The sequence below is a fragment of the Vibrio agarilyticus genome, assembly GCF_012641465.1.
Classification (GTDB): domain Bacteria; phylum Pseudomonadota; class Gammaproteobacteria; order Enterobacterales; family Vibrionaceae; genus Vibrio; species Vibrio agarilyticus.
Genome location: NZ_JABAIK010000010.1, coordinates 56751 through 76973 on the forward strand (window position 1 = coordinate 56751; position 20223 = coordinate 76973).

General features: G+C 46.5%; 18 protein-coding genes and 1 pseudogene. 6 read left to right on the forward strand and 13 right to left on the reverse strand.

The window, feature by feature from the left end; all coding sequences use genetic code 11:
• Positions 1-231: 231 nt before the first annotated feature.
• Entirely contained in the window at positions 232-1239 is a 1008-nt protein-coding gene (glpX, locus tag HGP28_RS11455; protein ID WP_168836605.1) for a class II fructose-bisphosphatase, read from the forward strand.
• A 77-nt stretch (positions 1240-1316) separates the two neighbouring features.
• Here the strand turns inward: glpX and HGP28_RS11460 are convergent, their stop codons facing one another.
• On the reverse strand, positions 1317-1694 hold the full coding sequence (locus HGP28_RS11460; RefSeq protein WP_168836606.1) for a DUF3135 domain-containing protein: 378 nt from the start codon (positions 1692-1694) through the stop codon (positions 1317-1319).
• 727 nt (positions 1695-2421) lie between these two features.
• On the opposite strand from HGP28_RS11460, the gene HGP28_RS11465 reads away from it, so the two are divergent.
• On the forward strand, positions 2422-2856 hold the full coding sequence (locus HGP28_RS11465) for a DUF805 domain-containing protein (RefSeq protein ID WP_168836607.1): 435 nt from the start codon (positions 2422-2424) through the stop codon (positions 2854-2856).
• A 261-nt stretch (positions 2857-3117) separates the two neighbouring features.
• Positions 3118-3747, forward strand: coding sequence for a helix-turn-helix transcriptional regulator (locus HGP28_RS11470; protein WP_168836608.1), 630 nt, complete (start codon positions 3118-3120; stop codon positions 3745-3747).
• Here the strand turns inward: HGP28_RS11470 and HGP28_RS11475 are convergent.
• Positions 3737-4087, reverse strand: a complete 351-nt coding sequence (locus HGP28_RS11475; RefSeq protein ID WP_168836609.1) for a 5-carboxymethyl-2-hydroxymuconate Delta-isomerase — start codon at positions 4085-4087, stop codon at positions 3737-3739. The two genes, HGP28_RS11470 and HGP28_RS11475, sit on opposite strands and share 11 nt — an antisense overlap.
• A gap of 211 nt (positions 4088-4298) precedes the next feature.
• Between HGP28_RS11475 and tpiA the strand changes: the two genes are divergently transcribed.
• Positions 4299-5069 carry a triose-phosphate isomerase gene (gene tpiA, locus HGP28_RS11480; RefSeq protein WP_168836610.1) on the forward strand — a complete coding sequence of 257 codons (771 nt, stop codon included), beginning with the start codon at positions 4299-4301 and terminating at the stop codon, positions 5067-5069.
• A 107-nt stretch (positions 5070-5176) separates the two neighbouring features.
• Here the strand turns inward: tpiA and galE are convergent, their stop codons facing one another.
• The gene (gene galE / locus HGP28_RS11485) at positions 5177-6190 is read right to left on the reverse strand and encodes a UDP-glucose 4-epimerase GalE (protein ID WP_168836611.1); all 1014 of its coding nucleotides are present in this window, start codon (positions 6188-6190) and stop codon (positions 5177-5179) included.
• A 244-nt stretch (positions 6191-6434) separates the two neighbouring features.
• Between galE and HGP28_RS11490 the strand changes: the two genes are divergently transcribed.
• The gene (locus tag HGP28_RS11490) at positions 6435-7841 is read left to right on the forward strand and encodes an MBL fold metallo-hydrolase RNA specificity domain-containing protein (RefSeq protein WP_168836612.1); all 1407 of its coding nucleotides are present in this window, start codon (positions 6435-6437) and stop codon (positions 7839-7841) included.
• 68 nt (positions 7842-7909) lie between these two features.
• On the opposite strand, the gene HGP28_RS11495 is transcribed toward HGP28_RS11490, so the two are convergent.
• Positions 7910-9076, reverse strand: coding sequence for a nucleotide sugar dehydrogenase (locus HGP28_RS11495; RefSeq protein ID WP_168836613.1), 1167 nt, complete (start codon positions 9074-9076; stop codon positions 7910-7912).
• Between the two features lie 501 nt (positions 9077-9577).
• Between HGP28_RS11495 and wecA the strand changes: the two genes are divergently transcribed.
• The gene (gene wecA, locus HGP28_RS11500) at positions 9578-10645 is read left to right on the forward strand and encodes a UDP-N-acetylglucosamine--undecaprenyl-phosphate N-acetylglucosaminephosphotransferase (RefSeq protein WP_168836614.1); all 1068 of its coding nucleotides are present in this window, start codon (positions 9578-9580) and stop codon (positions 10643-10645) included.
• Positions 10646-10761: 116 nt separating this feature from the next.
• Here wecA and HGP28_RS19435 read toward each other — a convergent pair.
• The 9 genes and pseudogenes from HGP28_RS19435 to fcl all read right to left on the reverse strand — a co-directional run.
• Positions 10762-10932 (reverse strand): annotated as a pseudogene (locus HGP28_RS19435) (integrase core domain-containing protein); the annotation flags it as partial.
• A gap of 418 nt (positions 10933-11350) precedes the next feature.
• The gene (rfbD, locus tag HGP28_RS11515) at positions 11351-12223 is read right to left on the reverse strand and encodes a dTDP-4-dehydrorhamnose reductase (RefSeq protein ID WP_168836616.1); all 873 of its coding nucleotides are present in this window, start codon (positions 12221-12223) and stop codon (positions 11351-11353) included.
• Positions 12220-12759 carry a dTDP-4-dehydrorhamnose 3,5-epimerase gene (rfbC, locus tag HGP28_RS11520; RefSeq protein ID WP_168836617.1) on the reverse strand — a complete coding sequence of 180 codons (540 nt, stop codon included), beginning with the start codon at positions 12757-12759 and terminating at the stop codon, positions 12220-12222. The genes rfbD and rfbC overlap by 4 nt, the downstream gene beginning before the upstream one ends.
• Complete coding sequence (gene rfbA, locus HGP28_RS11525) at positions 12759-13673, reverse strand: glucose-1-phosphate thymidylyltransferase RfbA (RefSeq protein WP_168836618.1); 915 nt, start codon at positions 13671-13673, stop codon at positions 12759-12761. Before rfbA ends, rfbC begins: the two co-directional genes overlap by 1 nt.
• Positions 13673-14731, reverse strand: coding sequence for a dTDP-glucose 4,6-dehydratase (gene rfbB, locus HGP28_RS11530; RefSeq protein ID WP_168836619.1), 1059 nt, complete (start codon positions 14729-14731; stop codon positions 13673-13675). The genes rfbA and rfbB overlap by 1 nt, the downstream gene beginning before the upstream one ends.
• A 15-nt stretch (positions 14732-14746) precedes the next feature.
• Entirely contained in the window at positions 14747-15913 is a 1167-nt protein-coding gene (locus HGP28_RS11535) for a nucleotide sugar dehydrogenase (RefSeq protein ID WP_168836620.1), read from the reverse strand.
• A gap of 2 nt (positions 15914-15915) precedes the next feature.
• Entirely contained in the window at positions 15916-17343 is a 1428-nt protein-coding gene (locus tag HGP28_RS11540; RefSeq protein WP_168836621.1) for a phosphomannomutase, read from the reverse strand.
• Between the two features lie 3 nt (positions 17344-17346).
• On the reverse strand, positions 17347-18777 hold the full coding sequence (locus HGP28_RS11545; protein WP_168836622.1) for a mannose-1-phosphate guanylyltransferase/mannose-6-phosphate isomerase: 1431 nt from the start codon (positions 18775-18777) through the stop codon (positions 17347-17349).
• 474 nt (positions 18778-19251) lie between these two features.
• The gene (gene fcl / locus HGP28_RS11550; RefSeq protein ID WP_211091972.1) at positions 19252-20220 is read right to left on the reverse strand and encodes a GDP-L-fucose synthase; all 969 of its coding nucleotides are present in this window, start codon (positions 20218-20220) and stop codon (positions 19252-19254) included.
• Positions 20221-20223: the final 3 nt, after the last annotated feature.

A 20223-nucleotide genomic window follows, 5' to 3' on the forward strand; every position in this document is an offset into this window, starting at 1 on the left:
CTCAGTCATTAATTGATGAAAAAGCAACCATATCTAACCAAAAAATAACAATCGTTGCGCTGCATCATGATGCAAAACGACTCATAGCGTTAAAAATAGCACGACCAAATTATCCTCACGCTCTTTGATGCAAATTAGCAAACGTTTGTCTGAGCTGTGATAGAATCCGCGCAAATTAAGAGCATCATCGCTCAACACCACTCTAATATACAGATCCAAACGGGAGATCCCATGAAACGCGATCTAGCAATGGCTTTTTCACGAGTTACCGAAGGCGCGGCGCTCGCCGGTTACAAATGGCTTGGCCGTGGCGATAAAAATGCCGCCGATGGCGCAGCGGTTGAAGTGATGCGCACCTTGCTAAATAAAACGGAAATCAGTGGCGAGATTGTCATTGGTGAAGGCGAAATTGATGATGCGCCAATGCTCTACATCGGCGAGCAAGTTGGCTGTGGCGGCGATAGTGTTGATATTGCTGTCGACCCAATCGAAGGCACGCGAATGACCGCAATGGGACAATCCAATGCACTGGCGGTGTTGGCTGCGGGTGAAAAAGGCAGCTTTTTAAAAGCCCCTGATATGTACATGGAGAAATTGGTTGTAGGGCCACAAGCGAAAGGCGTGATTGACCTCAATAAGCCTCTCAAAGAGAACTTGGTTAACATCGCAAATGCGCTAGAAAAATCTCTCGATACTCTGGTTGTAATAACACTCGCCAAACCGCGCCACGATGCCATCATCGCTGAAATGCAGCAAATGGGCGTGCGCGTCTACGCCGTGCCCGATGGCGATGTTGCAGCGTCGATTTTAACCTGTATGCCAGACAGCGAAGTGGATGTGATGTACTGCATTGGTGGCGCGCCTGAAGGGGTTGTCTCTGCTGCGGTGATCCGCGCGCTTGACGGCGACATGCAAGGCCGCTTGCTGCCACGCCACGAAGTAAAAGGCGATACCGAAGAAAATCGTATTTATGGTACTGCAGAGCTGAAACGCTGTGAAGAGATGGGCGTTACCGCAGGCGTGGTATTAAAACTGGGTGACATGGCGCGCAGCGATAACGTGGTGTTCTCTGCAACCGGCATTACCAAAGGCGATCTTCTTGATGGTATTACGCGTAAGGGCAATATCGCTACCACAGAAACGCTGCTCATCCGCGGCCGCTGCCGCACCATCCGTCGCGTACGCTCGATTCACTACCTTGAGCGCAAAGATGACGAAGTCAAAGCTGTGATCCTATAAAAGCGGTGATCCTGTAAAAGACGTTATCTCATAAAAGAGAAATAAACATTGAGGGACTAAACTCAGTCCCTCTCATCTTATTTTTCGTCCTTGGTACCCTTGTCCTCTTCTGCTTCTGCGTTGCGCCGAAATGCGACCACGTTATCTAACGTTTCTTGTTCTGCTTGAACCGTTGCGCTTGGGTTGCTGAGCACCTCGCGAAACTTCATGACCTGTTTTTGCAGCTCATTCATTAATACCACATTGGTGTGAATCGGATTTTTGCAGCGAGCTACCACACGGTCAATGTGACTTTGCTGAGCGCGAAGCCGTGGCTGCATGTCGCCGGAAGCTGCAGATATCACCTGATCGCACAATGACTGCTTTAAGCGGTCAAATTCCGATGGGTCGTTTTTTGCCAGTGCCATCAATTCATCAAATTTCGGCACCTTTAATGGTGAACTGGACGTGGTCATTATTGAGTCCTCTGCGCGCGGTCAATTGTATAAGGCAGCGCGCTTATCACGCCGCATAACAATTGAATCAATCAGACGCTCCATGCCGACTGCAACCGCACTATTAAGCTTAGTGCAAGTAACCAAAGATGCGCCATTTCCTTTAATAAGCGTAATCACGCAAACGCTCAGTAGGGAAAGACCTTTAAAGATTCCAAAAAGTGAGAAACTGACTTCACGATATACCCAAACACCTTGGAAATGCAGCCAAATAGCTTAGAGATGCAGATAGGCGGCGAACGAACAAAGCCTTCGAGCACTTTGTGAACATCGACAAATGATGTGATGAGGTTTGTGAGAGCCGGCCCCTTAATTTTTCAAAGAAAGGCGCTGCAACGTCAAGTGGGACGGGTATACCCAAGTGACCTCAAGATGCTGAATTCAGAGCCGGCTCACTGAGCTGAGAGCAAGGCAAACAACGCAGCGAAATAGCGAGTCTATTTTCAAGTTGTTTAACGCCGCTATCGGTTCAGTGATCGGCTCCCAAAGGGCGAGCTGTCTTGGCTCATCATCTTTGTTGACGATTTTCGATTGAGAGCCACTCAATCTTCAAATCCTCGCCTCACTGATGAACCAAGTCATTCTCGCTGAACCATGCATCTTGAGGTTACTTGGGTATATAGACGCATTTGCTTTTTGCCACATCGTTAACATACTCAATGTTATAGATTCTTGCAGAGGATGCCCTATGCCACTTGGACCGTTACTGTTTTCATTTCACGGACGAATTCACCGCCAAACCTTTTGGCTCTGGAATTTGGCGTATTACATCCTTGTGCCAAGTTGCGCATTCATCATCCACACACTGGCGCCAGGCGCGGTCAATGTGCTGCTGCCGATTTTACTGTTGATACTGCTGTGGCCAGATTTAGCCATCACCTGCAAACGCTGGCATGACAGAGGTAAATCGGCTTACTGGTTATTACTCAGCGCGCCGCTCATTGCGGGGCGCATGATGACCCCGATCGCACTCCCAGGCACCATGCAAGACGAGACGGTGATGAACATGCCAGAAATGGGCGGTTCAATTATTGCGTTGGTCTGCGGTTTATGGATTTTTATTGAGTGTGGTCTTTTGCGTGGCACTATTGGTGACAACCGTTACGGCCCCGAGCCGAAGTAAGCAAGTCGCTAAGTGAGTGGATATACCCAAACAACTTGGAATTGCAGGTAGGCGGCAAACGAGCAAAGCCTCTGAGCACTTCGTGAACATAGACGAACTATGTGATGAGGTTTGTGAGAGCTAGCCAACACCGCTGCAACGCCAAGTAGGACGGGTATAAGCAGCAAGGCGATGATCTCAACTTGAAACGACGATTTTGCTCGTTCTTCCCCTAACCCCATCTATCGCGCATAATATCGCCAGCATCGAAGGTGGGGATTTATGAAAACCAGCGACAAAATTATGCAAACCATCAAACGCTGTGGTGTGATGACAGCAAAGCAATTGGCAGACGAGCTTGGCATGACGACCATGGGCGCACGTCAACATTTGCAAGGACTGGAGGAGTCGGGGTTACTCTCTTTTGACGATGTGCGCGCCAAAGTTGGCCGCCCCACTCGCCACTGGTCACTCACTGCCAAGGGGCATGCACAATTTTCAGATCGCCACGGTGAACTGACGGTACAACTTATCGATGCAGTAGAGTCACTATACGGCGCCCAAGGTTTAGCGGATATTCAGCGCGCTCGTGAAACGCGCTTGTTCGAGCAGTATCATGACGCGTTATCTCATGCATCTTCTTTACTCGGCAAACTTCAAATACTGGTCTCGCTTCGAGAGCGCGAAGGCTACATGGCGCAACTGGAAACCTTTGACGACGGTTATCTGCTGATTGAGAACCACTGCCCCATTTGCAAAGCCGCCATTCATAGCCCGGCGTTGTGTCAAACCGAATTAACCCTGTTTCAACGCTTACTTGCCACAGAAGCACAAGTGACTCGGCGTGAGCACATCATTGCTGGGCAGCGCCGCTGTGCCTACTGGGTTGAAGCGCAAAAGATTAAAGATTAATCACCTTGCGAAACCCACACGGCTCCATATCACGCAGATTGACCGTTAATGTGCGTATGTGACTGGCGCTGTGACTCAAGGTGGTGATGAGAGCATCCGCAAGCTCGCTTTTTTGCTCATCGCTGCGGCCCACGAGCAATTCAACGGTCACATGAATAAAATCCACACTATCTCCCTCTTCGCCAATTAGCCACTGATGGCCGCGCAAGGTCCGTGATTTTACCGAGGACGCCTCAAATAGGCCCGATTGCAACATCACATGATGCAAATCGGCCAATAGTGCTGGCATACTGACACGTTCTTCCGCTGAATTTGAATACTCCAAGACTAAATTGGGCATAACACATCGTCTCCTTTGATGTTGGCTCCTTATTAAAGCAGAACTCTTACTTATACCCAATCAAACCCCATAAGAGATGACAACAATCATGATCTGACCGTCGATATCTGTTATATTTCTACGCAGATTTTATTCATATACCCAAGCACCTTGACGCTACCGCATTAAGGTCGACGGGTATATTCACATTTATAGAAACGGAGATATTCCTATGCGTCGTCCTGTAGTGATGGGTAACTGGAAACTTAACGGCAGCAAAGCCATGGTTACTGAACTGCTAAACGGTCTTAATACTGAACTTGAAGGTGTTGAAGGCGTTGATGTGGCAGTAGCGCCACCAGCCCTTTACCTTGATCTTGCTGAGCGTCTAATCGCTGAAGGCGGTAATAAAATCATTCTAGGTGCGCAAAACACCGACCTACACAACAGCGGCGCATACACTGGCGACATGTCTCCAGAAATGCTGAAAGATTTTGGTGCAACGCACATCATCATCGGCCACTCAGAGCGTCGTGAATACCACAACGAATCTGATGCTTTCATCGCAGAGAAATTCAACTTCCTAAAAGAAAATGGCCTAACGCCAGTATTCTGTATCGGTGAATCTGAAGCGCAAAATGAAGCGGGCGAAACTGAAGCAGTATGCGCGCGTCAAATCAACGCAGTTATCGACACTTACGGTGTTGAAGCGCTAAACGGTGCAATCATCGCTTACGAACCAATCTGGGCAATCGGCACAGGTAAAGCAGCAACAGCTGAAGATGCACAGCGTATTCACGCGTCTATCCGCGCTCTAATTGCGGCAAAAGACGAAGCCGTTGCAGCGCAAGTTATCATTCAATACGGTGGTTCTGTTAAGCCTGAGAACGCAGAAGCGTACTTCTCTCAACCAGACATCGACGGCGCTCTCGTTGGCGGTGCATCGCTTGACGCAAAAGGCTTTGCGGCTATCGCAAAAGCGGCAGCAGCTGCAAAAGCGTAAGTTTAAACGCTATCAAATTGCTCAAACCGGCCAATGGCCGGTTTTTTTATGTCTAAGATATCTATGCCATTATTACCGCATAAGATGACACGGCAACATCTCACGGGTTAATCTTGATACCCTTGAGGGTTCATTTCCTGCCAGCGCCAAGTATCTTCCACCATTTCTTGCAGTGAGCGCTGCGCTTTCCAGCCCAATTGCTGCTCTGCGTAGCTTGGGTCAGCCCAACATTCAGCGATATCCCCAGGGCGGCGAGGCAAAATTTGATAAGGAATTGGCTTTTGAGCAGCCTGTTCAAACGCAGCCACCATTTCAAGCACGCTATTTCCATGCCCAGTTCCAAGGTTAAAAATATGCAGCCCAGCCTTTTGGCTTACTTTATTTAGCGCCGCTAAATGACCGTCTGCCAAATCGACCACATGGATATAATCTCGCACCCCTGTACCATCGGGCGTGGGGTAGTCATTACCGAACACGCCAAGCTTCTCACGTCGCCCGACTGCCACTTGCGCGACAAACGGCAATAAGTTGTTAGGGATCCCTTGAGGATCTTCACCCAAGCGCCCAGATTTGTGTGCGCCGACAGGATTAAAATAGCGCAGCAGCGTAATGCTCCACTCGGGGTTGGCTTTATGAAAATCGCTAAGGCACTCTTCGACCATCAATTTGCTACGGCCATAAGGATTGGTGGCTGAGGTTGGGAAATTCTCACGAATCGGCACCGATGCAGGGTCGCCATACACGGTAGCAGATGAGCTAAAAATAAGCCGAGTAACGCCCGCGCGCTCCATCGCCTGTACCAAATTCAGTGTGCCCGCGACATTATTCTCATAATACATCAGCGGCTTTTCGACTGATTCACCCACCGCTTTTAAGCCGGCAAAGTGGATCACCGCATCAATGCGATGCTGCGCAAAAATCGTCTCTAATATTGCGCTATCACGAATATCACCTTGATAGAACTCAGGCCGAGTACCCGTGACCTCCTCGATGCGATCCAGCACCAAGGCTTTGCTGTTGTATAAATTATCGAGGATCACCGGAGTAACCCCAGAAGCAATCATTTGAATACAGGTATGGCTACCGATGTAACCGGTGCCGCCTGTCACTAAGACTTTCATTGATTCATCCTTGTTGTGCCAGTGGGTATACCACAGACCTAATGTGAAACTGATTGCATTAATTTTAGAGCAAGAGATAAGCAGAAGAAAGGGTATTAGAGAGGGGTTAAGCCTAACTAGACTGATTTAGACTGGAATAAGTATGACTATTCACGCAATACTTCGCAAAGTCTTGACTCTTTTTCAGCGAGGACGTTTCACAAAGTTAATATACCAGTCCCAACAACCAGTGTGGAACGGCGTAATGATCCAACTCAATTCAGAAACCAGTGTCATTCACCATGGCGGCAAAACCACGGTCACCGGCTCGTGTCATGAATTGCGTTTAACTCGCGGCAGCATTTTGATTGATTGTGGTCTGTTTCAAGGTCGCGATCTGGCACGCTCCAATGGCCTTGCGATTGATTTTTCGATTGAGAACATCAAAGCGCTTGTGCTAACTCACAGCCATATCGACCATATTGGTCGCCTGCCTTGGCTCATCGCCGCAGGCTTTGACGGGCCAATTTACTGCTCTCACGCAACTGCGGCGCTCGCCCCTCTAATGCTCGCCGATGGCCTAAAACTGCAAACGGGTCTATCTAAGCATCAACGTGAGCAGTTACTTGCTTTTATCAAAACGCGCCTCGTTGGGTGTGATTACCAACAGTGGATACCAATTCAAATAAGCCCAGAAAAATCTGATGGCTCCACGCTGTGCCAGATCCGTTTTCAGCCTGCGGGGCACATTTTGGGTTCAGCCTATATTGAGTGCCAGTTAGAGAATAACGAAGTGGTGGTGTTTTCAGGCGATTTAGGCCCAAGCCAAACGCCCCTATTACCCGACCCACTGCCTCCTGAACGCGCCGATTATCTGTTTATTGAATCAACCTATAGCAACCGAGCGCATGAAAACATTGCCATGCGCAAACAGCGCCTTGGCGCCATTTGCGATCATGCATTAAACGATGGTGGCGTGATTGTGATCCCCGCCTTTAGCGTTGGTCGCACGCAAGAGCTATTGTTTGATATTGAGCAGCTGCTGCATGAGCGGCAATTATCGGCGTCACTGCCCATCATTTTAGACTCACCGATGGCGAGCCAAGTCACCCAAACTTATCGTGAGTTCAAAGCCCTTTGGGGGCGAGAAGCCAAAACCAAACTGAAACAGCAGCGTCACCCGCTTGCCTTTGACCAATGCATTCAAATTGAACATCACCGCGACCACTTGGCGCTGGTTAACCGACTAGCAAACAGTAATGAAAGTGCGATTGTGATTGCCGCATCGGGCATGTGTGAAGGAGGCCGGGTGGTCAATTATCTCAAAGCGCTGCTGAGCGACTCGCGTAACGACATTTTGTTTGCTGGGTACCAAGCCCGTGGCACACTGGGCGATGCGCTGCAAAGACTAAATGCGCTCCGCGGCGATACTGCCAAACATCAAACCATACCAAGAGGCGTCGAAATTGACGGCAAATGGTATGAGGTTAACGCACAAATCCATACGATGTCGGGCTATTCGGCTCACGCTGACAAGCACGATTTAGAGCGTTTTATTGATGGCATCACCCCACCACCCAAAGCGATTCACTTAATTCATGGAGAGCCCGATACTCAGCGAGCATTTGCGCATAGACTCAAACGCAAAGATGTAACGAATATCATTAGCTGAAGATAGAGAACTGAAAGCCTAAATAGGAAGGGCAGAAAGCGTACTATTCGCCTCTGCCCTTATTGATGTTAATCGCTACCAAACAAATCGCGGGTGTACACCTTCTCTGCGACATCGCTCAGCTCTTCCACCATACGGTTGGAAACTATCACATCACAGCTGGATTTAAACTCATTTAAATCACGCACAACTGCGGAGTTAAAAAAGAAATCATCAGCAAGTGCTGGTTCATACACCACCACTTCAATGCCTTTAGCTTTAATGCGCTTCATCACCCCCTGAATGCTCGAAGCGCGGAAGTTATCCGAGCCGGCTTTCATAATAAGTCGATAAATACCGACTCGCTTAGGGCTACGTTTCACGATTGAATCGGCAACAAAGTCTTTACGCGTGGTGTTGGCATCGACAATCGCTTGAATCAGGTTATTTGGCACATCAGCGTAATTGGCGCGCAGCTGCTTAATATCTTTTGGCAAGCAGTAGCCGCCATAACCAAACGACGGGTTGTTGTAATGACTGCCAATACGAGGGTCTAAACCGACGCCTTGTATGATTTGACGTGCATCAAGGCCGTGCACTTCAGCGTAGGTATCTAGCTCGTTAAAATACGCCACACGCAGCGCGAGATAGGTGTTAGAAAAAAGCTTAACCGCTTCGGCTTCTGTTGAGTCCGTAAAAAGGACCTCGACCTCTTTTTTTAGCGCGCCCTCAAGCAACAAATTAGCAAAGGTTTTCGCTCTTTCGCTACGCTCCCCCACAATAATCCGTGATGGGTGCAAGTTATCGTAAAGCGCTTTACCTTCACGTAAAAACTCAGGTGAGAACATCAAATTCTCGCAGCCGAGCTCTTGTTTAATACGCGCGGTAAAGCCAACTGGCACTGTCGATTTAATCACCATTACCGCATTTGGGTTTAACGCCGTTACATCACGAATCACAGATTCAACGCTGGCCGTGTTGAAATAGTTGGTTTCAGGGTCGTAATCCGTTGGCGTCGCAATAATCACAATATCGGCATTTTGATAGGCGGATGTTTTATCAAGCGTGGCGCGAAAATTGAGCTCTTTAGTGGCAAAAAAATGCTCAATTTCGGTATCAACAATTGGTGACTCTTTGCGATTTAGCATGTCGACTTTATCGGCAATAATATCAACAGCAACGACTTCGTTATTCTGTGCAAGCAGCAGCGCATTGGACAGGCCCACATAGCCAGTTCCAGCAATGGCGATCTTCATATCAAATCCTTTAAAAAGTTCCCTAACCTATAAGCAATTTAGCCTATTTTCGCTAGATAAAAAGCGCAATGCTTATTCATCAACCTAGCATTAAGCACATTGATGAAACCAGAAGGATGTAAAAAAATGCAACAAATAAACAATCCATCACTAATCGCACTAATGAATTAGTAATAATTATCTGCTAGTTATGTTGTCTAGTTTATATATAAAGGACGTCACTCTCATTAGTCATTTACAATCACTTTCGAATCAATTTATTGCTAAAAACGAAAGATACTCGAACATTTTTAAAGCAAGATTCATCGAATTCCGGAACCAACCTCTCATTAATGCAATTAAGTAATTTTACGGGTTAAATCAAAAAACATTTGTATTTATTTGTGTTAGTTCAAGTTTTTTTGATTTAAAATCCAGCGAGAGCAGAAATCTAACAATAAGTAATTACACTAAAAATAATCGCAACAGCTCATGGATATAATAAAAACCCCAGGATTTATCATGGTTTTAGAACTCATTTTCGTCAGTTTTTTCTCTTTTTGTTGTTTATTTTTAATGCGAAAAGTCGCTAAATCAGTTGGGCTGGTTGATAAACCTAATGCTCGGAAGCTTCATGTAGGCGCAATACCACTAGTGGGAGGGATTTCAATCTTTCTCTCCATAGGTGAATTTCTCACCACTTCACCCAACACAATCGAGCATAGCTATTTGTTCTTGGGATGCACGGCAAGCTTAATCGTCCTTGGCGCGGCAGATGACCGGTTTGATATTAGCTTTAAACTGCGTCTTTTCATGCAAGCGGCCGTATCGATTTTGATGATCACCTTTGCGGACATTCAACTAGAGAACATTGGCAATATTTTGGGGTTCGGGGAAATGAGCTTTGGTGTGTTAAGCCCAATATTCACAGTGCTTGCGGTGATTGGTGCGATAAACGCTTTTAACATGGTGGATGGGATTGATGGGTTACTTGGTGGCCTTGCGATTGTCACCTTTGGCGCGCTCGCTTACTTATTGAAAATCGATAGCCAGCATGGGCTTGCTTATCTCTGCGCTGTGTTCATTGCCGCCACCATTCCCTACATTTTAATGAACCTTGGGTTATTTGGGCGCGAGCGACGAGTTTTTATGGGCGATGCTGGCAGCATGATGATTGGTTTTACCGTGATTTGGATGCTGCTTGGCGCAAGCCAGCCAACAACCGATATACTGATTCGCCCGGTCACTGCATTATGGCTGATCGCTATTCCTCTGATGGACATGGCTGCCATCATGTACCGTCGAGTTCGTCGTGGTAACTCACCTTTTAAACCCGACAGAGAACACCTGCACCATATCTTCCAACGCATCGGTTTTAGTTCAAGACAAACGCTGCTTATCATCTGCACTATTGCAAGTCTATTTGCGGCATTTGGTATTTATGGAGAAACTGTTGAGATACGCGAATCAATTATGTTTGGGTTGTTTATCGTTTGCTTTTTAGCCTACTCAGTTGCTCTAAGCTATGTTTGGCGCATCACCACGTGGCTGCGTCGCTGGCGCGGTTTGCCTGAAAAGGTGTTTGATTAGTTATTAGCGCTCAAAGAGTTTGGGCTCTTTTATGCTCAAAGCGAGAACATAACTGCAAGTCTTATCTATCGGGACTTTTCGGTGAAGACACAAAAACGCATCAGAGCAATGACGTTTTATGCTAACTTTACACCAAGATAACTTACCACCTTAGAATTAAATAAAGCGTCGTTTAAACTTCTCATGGTTTTCGACACATACGCCTTCGCTGGCGTTTTCATATTTAGAGCTTGGTGTGGTCGTTCTGTATTGTAGAACTCAAGCCACTTGTCGATCACTGTTCTGGCCTCATTGCTCTTTGATAGTTCTGATTAGCCGCTCAACCATGCCATTTTGCTGAGGTGTATGAGGTTGAATAAACGCCTGCATTAACCCGTGTTGCCTGGCCAGTGCGGTATATAAACGCGAGGTAAAGATCTAAGCCATTATCACTACGTAGTTGCAAACCTAGAGTCGCTTTGCCTATGAGGCTATAGCGAGTCAGTAATGCATCTTCGAGCGCTGCAACAGCTGATTTTGCATTTCCACGTTTGCTTGTAAGCGGTTAATTAACCGCTTACCAAATATTAGAAGCATCCAAATTCCAATACTCCGATTAGATCAAAGATTCAGCTAGATAGCGAGACCTTTGTCAGCAATCTGAAATCGCCAGATGGAGGTGTTCTTAGTTAGTAGTCTTCCACTAAGAACCAGTGCTATTAGCGATTAAAGTTTAGCAATAATTGTTTTTAGTGAGTTACGCCAGTTACTAGGACCAACCCCCCATATAGATAGCATGCTATTGCAGTCCATTACGGAATAAGTTGGACGTGGTGCAGGAAGCGGGTAATCTTCGGTTTTAATCGCATAAAGTTTAGGCATTGACTCTATTTTACCTTGCGTTTTAGCTTCAGCCAGAATAGCGCGAGCAAAACCATGCCAGCTAGTTGGCTGGTCACCGCAGTGATGAAAAGTACCCCACTCTTGTCTGCCTGCGCTAATACCTTTAACCACAACCAACAACGCATCAGCCAAGTCACCAGCATAGGTCGGACACCCATACTGATCAGCGATCACGCTCAGTTCATCCCGCTCCTTACCCAAACGCAGTATAGTTTTGGCAAAGTTATTGCCGTATTCGCTGACCACCCAAGCAGTACGCACAATCACATGCTTGTCTAACTGTTGACGAACCATCTTCTCACCCGCCCACTTGGTTTCGCCATATACACCAAGTGGAGAGGTTTGTTGCTCTGGCAAGTATGGTTCGGTGCCATTACCATCGAAAACATAGTCGGTTGAAACATGCAGCAACGGAATTCCTGCCACTGCCGCAGCTTTCGCCAGATTCACAGGCCCGTTAGCATTGACTGCTAACGCAGTCTCGTATTCTGACTCAGCTTTATCGACCGCTGTATACGCAGCTGCATTAATAATTAGCTGAGGCTGCTCCTTGAGCACTAACTCTGCAACAGCAGTTTCGCTGGTAATATCCAACTCTTGTCGATCGGTAGCAATAAAGGTGACCCTCTCTTGCTCAGCGCGATCTTGCAGGCATCGCCCTAACTGACCGTTAGCGCCCGTTAGCAAAACCTTCATCTTGGAAATAGCTCCTTCAGTGACAAACCCTGCTCATCCTTCGCTGACAATTGTACACTGCTTATAGGCCATTCAATACCAACTTCAGCATCATCCCACTTCAAGCAACCTTCATCGCTTGGCTTGTAGTAGTCAGTGCATTTATATTCAAAGTCAGCAACATCTGATAGAACAACAAAACCGTGCGCCAAGCCAGGAGGCACCCAGAGCTGGCGCCTATTGTCTTCAGACAATTCCACGCCCGCCCACTTCCCAAAAGTTGGTGAATCAGGACGAATATCTACAGCAACGTCAAACACTGTGCCACGCACCACGCGTACAAGTTTGCCTTGGGGGTTGCTTTTCTGAAAGTGCAATCCACGCAACACACCAAAGCATGAGCGTGAGTGGTTATCTTGAACAAACTCTGAATCAATGTTCAACATCTCTTGATAACGCTTCGCGTGGAATGTTTCCAAGAAAAAACCTCGCTCATCGCCAAATACCTTAGGTTCAACAATTTTCACGTCTGAGATAATTGTATCAATAACTTGCATTATTGTGCTTCCTTAATAACTTGGAACAGGTATTGACCGTAACCGGTTTTTTTCAATGCTTCTGCTTGCTCCGTAAGCTGCTCGACCGACAACCAGCCATTAGCAAAAGCAATTTCTTCAAGACAAGCCACTTTCAGGCCTTGCCTTTGCTCGATAGTTTGCACGAAATGTCCTGCTTCAAGTAGAGAGTCATGAGTACCGGTATCTAGCCAAGCAAAACCACGACCCAATAACTCGACACCAAGAGTGCCACGCTGCAAATACACGTTATTTACATCGGTAATTTCAAGCTCCCCGCGCAACGAAGGTATGATTGACTTGGCAATCGAGACGACATCATTGTCGTAAAAATAGAGCCCTGTAACCGCGTAAGACGACTTAGGTTCGACAGGTTTTTCTTCAATACCCAGCGCCTTGCCTTGCTTGTCAAACTCAACGACGCCAAAGCGCTCAGGATCAGCTACGTGATAACCAAATACAGTGGCACCAGAAGCTTTATTTGTAGCATTAGCAAGCTTGTCACTGAAGTGCTGACCATAAAAAATGTTATCACCTAATACCAAGGCAACAGGTGAGCCACCAATAAACTCTTCACCAATTAGAAATGCTTGCGCTAACCCATCTGGTGAGGGTTGTTCGGCATAACTAAGACTAACACCAAACTGAGAACCATCTCCCAACATACGCTGAAAGTTTGGTAAATCTTCGGGCGTTGAGATAACCAATATATCATTGATGCCTGCCAGCATTAAAACCGATAATGGATAAAAGATCATCGGTTTATCGTAAATGGGTAACAATTGCTTGGATGTACCAAGGGTAATAGGATGCAATCGACTACCACTGCCGCCTGCAAGAATAACTCCCTTGTAGCCTTTCTGGTTGAGAGCGTACTGAGTATTTGCAGCAACCATTATTCCCCTCCAATACGTGCTAATCTATACTCACCACTCAGTACACGCTGCCACCACAACTTATTGTCGAGATACCACTGTACAGTTTTGCGAATACCTGAGTCGAAAGTCTCTTCAGGCTTCCAACCCAGCTCACGTTCAATTTTTGATGCATCAATAGCATAACGCACATCATGACCGGGTCGATCTGTCACGTAAGTGATCAAGTCCTCGTACTGCCGGACGCCCTCAGGTTTTTCTGGTGCCAATTCTTCAAGAAGCGAACAGATTGTTTTTACCACATCAATATTCTTTTTCTCGTTATGACCACCGATGTTGTAGGTCTTGCCTACTTCCCCCTCGGTCACGACTTTGTAGAGTGCCCGAGCATGGTCTTCGACGTATAGCCAATCACGACTCTGCAAGCCATCACCGTACACAGGCAATGGTTTACCGTCCAACGCATTCAAAATCATGTGTGGAATTAGCTTCTCAGGAAAGTGATAAGGGCCATAGTTATTTGAACAATTGGTGATGATTGTAGGCAAACCGTAAGTACGCTGCCAAGCGCGAACTAAATGATCACTCGACGCTTTTGACGCAGAATAGGGAGAACTAGGTGCGTAAGGAGTTGTTTCAGTGAATAGGTCGTCTGTACCATGCAGGTCACCATAAACTTCATCTGTAGAGATATGGTGAAAACGGAAGTGCTCCTTGGCTTCACCTTCCAATCCAGACCAATATTCACGGGCAGCTTCAAGCAGTGTGTAAGTGCCTACGATATTCGTATGAATAAACGCGTCCGGGCCCTCAATAGAGCGATCCACGTGAGACTCAGCAGCAAGGTGCATCACGGCTTTTGGTTGGTACTTTTCAAATACTGAACGGATAGCTTCCGCATTACAAATATCCACTTGCTCAAAATAATAGCGTTCAGAGTCAGCAATATTGCAAAGGCTATCAACATTACCTGCATAAGTAAGCAAATCAACGTTGACCACAGTGTTGTTAGTATTTTCGATAATGTGCCGAGCCACCGCACTCCCGATAAAGCCAGCGGCACCTGTTAATAAAATCATTTAGATTCCCAGTGTTTAATCAGAGCCAAACAGATCTCGCGTATAAACTTTTTCAGCTATATCACGAATTTCATCAACCATACGGTTAGCAACAATTATGTCACAAGATGTTTTGAACTCACCCAGATCCCGCACGACCTCAGAATGGAAGAATTCATCCTCACGTAGTACAGGCTCATATACTACAACCTCAATCCCCTTAGCCTTAATACGCTTCATGATACCCTGAATTGAAGAAGCTCGATAATTATCCGAACCTGCTTTCATTATCAAGCGGTAAATACCAACTCGCTTTGGATTTCGCTTGATGATCGATTCTGCAACAAAGTCCTTACGTGTGCTATTAGCATCAACAATGGCACGAATAATGTTGTTTGGAACATTTTGATAATTTGCGAGCAACTGCTTAGTATCTTTAGGCAAGCAATAGCCACCATAACCAAAAGAAGGGTTATTATAGTGTGTACCGATACGTGGGTCTAAGCCAACTCCTTCAATAATTTGTCGACTATTTAAACCATGAGCCTCAGCATAAGTGTCCAATTCATTAAAGTAAGATACACGCAACGCTAAAAAAGTATTAGCAAACAACTTTATCGCTTCGGCTTCTGTCGAATCAGTGAAAAGAACATCGATATTTTTCTTTTCTGCTCCTTGAGTTAATAATCTTGCAAAGATACGTCCTCTCTCGCTTTGTTCACCAACAACTATCCGAGAAGGGTTCAGGTTATCAATTAAAGCGCGCCCTTCGCGTAAGAACTCAGGGGAAAAAATAATATTGTCACAAGAAAACTTTTCACACACCGATGCAGTGTATCCAACTGGAACCGTTGATTTAATCACAATGGTAGTGGTGGGGTTAATTTCAAGAACATCGGAAATCACTGACTCCACTGATTTCGTATTGAAATAATTGGTTTCAGGATCATAATCAGTTGGCGTAGAAATAATAACATAGTCCGCATTAGAATAAGCCAACCGCTTATCTAGAGTTGCTTTAAGATTAAGTTTTTTGTTCGCTAAAAAGTATTCAATCTCAGCATCCACAATGGGTGATTTCTTACTATTAATTAACGACACTTTCTCTGGAATAACGTCTACCGCAACTACCTCGTTATGTTGAGCTAATAATACGGCATTAGACAAACCTACATAGCCTGTCCCTGCGATTGCAATTTTCATGTCTATATCTCTATATTTTGTAACTGGGCCAATACCAGACGAACAAGCTCAAAAGCGTGTGAGGCACATTTGGATTCAACATAACAGCGCAATTCAGGAGCATTACCTGATGGACGCAAATGTATAATATCACCATTACTCAACATCATACGCAACCCATCAGTCTGATCCACATAAGTAATTTCACCCTGAATACCTAATTTCTCTAACAGCTCGGTAGGGGCTTCAACTCCCCGCGCTAAAAGCGCTCGGCTGATTTTGGTCGAAAAGTTCTTGATCCTATCAGAATAAGTGTAGCGCTCAGGAAGCGCTGCAACCATGGTTGAAATACCGCAGCACTCAGCCCCTACCAGCAACATTATCGCTGGCAGAACAGCATCACGAGTTGGCAACGCTTTTAAAGGCTTAGAGTTAACCATTACATCACTACCTAACAAAAAACCACCGTTTGCTTCAAATCCGGCAATTACTGAGTAATCTTGAGCAAGAGCATCAAATGCGGCAATCACATAAGGGGAACCAATCCTAGTTCGTTCTACCTTAGTAAACCGCGAACAACTTTCAATCGCAGTATTACAACTAACCGGTACGGCAAGTGCGTTGATATTTAGCTCATCAGCAGTCAGCAGACCAAGAATATCACCGCGCAGGTAATCACCGTGTTCGTCAGCAATCAGTGGACGATCACCATCTCCATCGGTCGAGAACAGGCAGTCTAGGTTATATTGCGCTGACCATTCCCGCGCTTGTTGCTTGTCCTCTTCAGATACCGCTTCAGTGTCAATCGGTACAAACTCATCACTGCGACCCAGCGAGACAACTTCTGCACCCAAATGCTCAAACAGTTTCGCATACAAGTCACGACCGGCGCTAGAGTGCTCGTAAATACCAATGCGTTTGCCCGTCAACCAAGGCCGATCGAACAGGCTGGTATAGCGCATGATATAGTTTTCGGCAGCCAATAAGTTAACCGGAAGTTCTGGTAACTCGGTAATCGGTGCAAAAGCTACGTGCGCGGAAACGATAGCCAACTCGTCAGCTTTGCTGATTTCACCGTCCGGAGTATAAAATTTCAGGCCGTTACGATCGAACGGAATATGGCTACCCGTAACCATAATACATGGCATTCCATCTTGCATCGCTTGGTAAGCCAGCGCAGGAGTCGGCACAACGCCGTAATAGATAACCTCAATGCCTTGGGCTTGTAATGCTGCGGCGCACGCCTGTGCCATCACCAAACTGCTGGGACGATTATCGATAGCGATCGCTAACTGGCCTACACGATAATGCGCTTGAAGGCTATCCAAGAATGCCAGGGCAAAGGCAGCGCAGGTGTCGGGAGTAAACTGCGCCACCAAGCCTCGAGCACCACTTGTACCAAAAGCGATGCCACTCCCGGCGATAACCTGATTAGTAATGCGTATCGTCATTGGCTATCCCTCTACCCGACCGTAACGATCTTCAAAGCGAACAATATCGTCTTCACCTAGGTAAGAACCTGATCGCACTTCAATCATCTCCAGAGGCACTTTACCTGGATTTTCCAATGCGTGTACCGCCCCAACAGGGATGTAGGTGGATTCATTTTCGGTTACAAGGAATGTCTTATCACCATTAGTGACTCTGGCGGTACCCGATACAACAATCCAATGCTCGGCGCGGTGGTGATGCATCTGCATGCTTAGCTTTGCACCGGGGTTAACGGTAATGCGCTTCACTTGGTAGCGACTACCATTATCGATAGAATCGTATTTACCCCAAGGGCGGTTTACTTCACGATGTAATTGCCACTCGCTTCGCTGCTTGTCTTTCAGCATTGCTACAATTTGTTTCACTTCCTGAACTTTGTCCTTGTGAGCTATCATCACCGCATCTTTGGTATCGACAATTACAATATCGTCCAGACCTACGGTAGCAACCAAGCGTTCTTCACCATGTACCAGTGTATTACGGGTGTCGTGTAAAATACAATCACCTCGGGTGGAGTTGCCCTGCGCATCTTTTTCGTTCACTTCCCACAATGCCGACCAAGATCCGATATCGTTCCAACCAGCATCGAGTGGTATAACTACCGCATCGTTGGTATGTTCCATAACTGCATAATCAATCGACTCATCGGGACAAGATAAGAATGCTTCCTGGTTCAGACGGACAAAATCCAAATCTTTAGTTGTGCCATGAAGTGCTGCTTCGCACGACTTTGCAATGTGCGGACCGTACTCACTCAACTCTTCCAAATAACGACTAGCTTTAAACAGGAACATACCGCTGTTCCAGTAATATTCTCCGCTCTCCAGATAGCCTTGTGCGGTGGCACTGTCAGGTTTCTCAACAAATTGGTCGACCGCAAAACCCTCACCATAAACCTCACCTCGGTGGATATACCCATAGCCAGTATGCGCAGATTTCGGTACGATGCCGAAGGTTACTAACTTACCGGCTTCGGCCATGGGAATAGCTTTTTCAACCACCGTTGTAAACGTAGCCTCATCCTGAATAACATGGTCTGCAGCCAGTACTAACAATAAAGGGTCTACATTCTCGCGATTCGTATCGCCATATAAGCGGCTTGTTGCAATATCCGCTGCCAGTGCAATCGCCGGTGCAGTATTACGCCCCTGCGGCTCGAGCACAATCGTGCCAAGTTTACCCAGGCTACGTAACTGTTCAGCTACGATAAAACGGTGCTCTTCATTACATATTGTCACTGGCTCTGCAATATTTAAACGACTTAACCGCTGTAGCGTAGACTGTAACAGAGTGTTCTTACCAGCCAGCGGCAAAAACTGTTTAGGGTATAGTGAGCGACTTAATGGCCATAGTCGGGTACCGGAGCCACCAGCCATAATAACAGGAACTAACATATTCACTCCTCTAATAGCTTTCACTTTAAATCTGTGGAGATGCAAAAGCACAATAAGCGGGCTACAAATATCAAAGGGTATGACAATGTATATCAGACGTATATAACAGCCCCACCTCCTTGAACCAACGATAGACAGCATGCTGTTCTTTAGTAAGATTGCCCAGCGGTGAATCGAACACAATTTCATAAACCAGCACAGCATGTGACTGCTGGACTCATTAACATCATAACATGTTGGAACACAAGGAGAGACCGGGTTTCGGTCATTGGGTTATCAATCCCGAGTTAGTCTTTCAGTGCTCGTCCACGAAGTACAAACCGGGGGCCTTTGGCATACCGGTTGATGCATTTCCTATACAGCACTTCACCCTCTCATCTTTTTGTAACCCAATCATAGGTCAATAACGGTGTTGAGATCAGAACCATTTTAGATGTATCCATCGGAAATAAGGCTGATCATTGTCCATGCCTGTTAAGCACGAAACTGGTCTTGGTTATCGAGGAACCAGCGGTAGGTTTTTTCAAGACCGACTTCCAACGACACACTGTAGGTCCAACCCAGTGACGCCAAGCGATCAACATTCAACAGTTTGCGTGGAGTACCATCTGGTTTAGATGTATCAAAACGGATACCACCTTCAAAACCGACAACTTTGGCGATAGTTTCAACCAACTCACGAATAGTACAGTCCACTCCGGTACCCACATTGATGTGACCCAACATCGGATCGGTATTTGACTGGTAAATACCTTTACTCAGCTCCATTATATGCACCGAGGCTGCAGCCATGTCGTCAACGTACAAGAACTCTCGCATTGGTCTGCCACTGCCCCAAGCCACAACCTCGGAATTACCTTCCAGTTTGGCCTCGTGGAAGCGACGAATAAGCCCAGGGATCACATGGCTATTTTCCGGGTGGAAATTATCTTGTGGGCCATACAAGTTAGTTGGCATCACCGAACGATAGTCGCGGCCGTACTGGCGATTGTAACTTTCACATAGTTTAATGCCCGCAATCTTTGCAACTGCATAGGGCTCATTGGTTGGCTCTAATACCCCGGTCAGCAGCACGTTTTCCTGCATCGGCTGCTCAGCAAACTTGGGGTAAATACACGAAGAACCCAGAAACAACAACTTTTGTATATCAGCGAGATGCGCGGCATGGATGACATTGCATTCCATCATCAAATTCTGATAAATAAACTCAGCCGGTTGAGTGTTGTTTGCTAAAATACCGCCGACTTTCGCAGCCGCTAGATATACTTCGTCAATATGCGCATCAGCAAAGAAGGCGTTTACACTAGCTTGGTCTGTCAGATCTAACTCAGTAGATGTGCGGGTTACCAACTCGATATCACCGCGCTGAGCGAGTTGGCGAACAATCGCAGAACCCACCATGCCACGATGACCTGCAACGAACACGCGTTTTTTTTCTATCATTCG

Bases quoted from the DNA above. Each gene is read 5' to 3' on its own strand.
- fcl (WP_211091972.1), bottom strand. From the start codon at position 20,220: ATGATAGAAAAAAAACGCGTGTTCGTTGCAGGTCATCGTGGCATGGTG.
- rfbB (WP_168836619.1), bottom strand. From the start codon at position 14,731: ATGATTTTATTAACAGGTGCCGCTGGCTTTATCGGGAGTGCGGTGGCT.
- HGP28_RS11545 (WP_168836622.1), bottom strand. From the start codon at position 18,777: ATGTTAGTTCCTGTTATTATGGCTGGTGGCTCCGGTACCCGACTATGG.
- tpiA (WP_168836610.1), top strand. From the start codon at position 4,299: ATGCGTCGTCCTGTAGTGATGGGTAACTGGAAACTTAACGGCAGCAAA.
- HGP28_RS11535 (WP_168836620.1), bottom strand. From the start codon at position 15,913: ATGAAAATTGCAATCGCAGGGACAGGCTATGTAGGTTTGTCTAATGCC.
- wecA (WP_168836614.1), top strand. From the start codon at position 9,578: ATGGTTTTAGAACTCATTTTCGTCAGTTTTTTCTCTTTTTGTTGTTTA.
- HGP28_RS11490 (WP_168836612.1), top strand. From the start codon at position 6,435: ATGATCCAACTCAATTCAGAAACCAGTGTCATTCACCATGGCGGCAAA.
- HGP28_RS11465 (WP_168836607.1), top strand. From the start codon at position 2,422: ATGCCACTTGGACCGTTACTGTTTTCATTTCACGGACGAATTCACCGC.
- rfbC (WP_168836617.1), bottom strand. From the start codon at position 12,759: ATGCAAGTTATTGATACAATTATCTCAGACGTGAAAATTGTTGAACCT.
- galE (WP_168836611.1), bottom strand. From the start codon at position 6,190: ATGAAAGTCTTAGTGACAGGCGGCACCGGTTACATCGGTAGCCATACC.
- HGP28_RS11475 (WP_168836609.1), bottom strand. From the start codon at position 4,087: ATGCCCAATTTAGTCTTGGAGTATTCAAATTCAGCGGAAGAACGTGTC.
- HGP28_RS11495 (WP_168836613.1), bottom strand. From the start codon at position 9,076: ATGAAGATCGCCATTGCTGGAACTGGCTATGTGGGCCTGTCCAATGCG.
- rfbD (WP_168836616.1), bottom strand. From the start codon at position 12,223: ATGAAGGTTTTGCTAACGGGCGCTAACGGTCAGTTAGGGCGATGCCTG.
- HGP28_RS11470 (WP_168836608.1), top strand. From the start codon at position 3,118: ATGAAAACCAGCGACAAAATTATGCAAACCATCAAACGCTGTGGTGTG.
- glpX (WP_168836605.1), top strand. From the start codon at position 232: ATGAAACGCGATCTAGCAATGGCTTTTTCACGAGTTACCGAAGGCGCG.
- HGP28_RS11540 (WP_168836621.1), bottom strand. From the start codon at position 17,343: ATGACGATACGCATTACTAATCAGGTTATCGCCGGGAGTGGCATCGCT.
- rfbA (WP_168836618.1), bottom strand. From the start codon at position 13,673: ATGGTTGCTGCAAATACTCAGTACGCTCTCAACCAGAAAGGCTACAAG.
- HGP28_RS11460 (WP_168836606.1), bottom strand. From the start codon at position 1,694: ATGACCACGTCCAGTTCACCATTAAAGGTGCCGAAATTTGATGAATTG.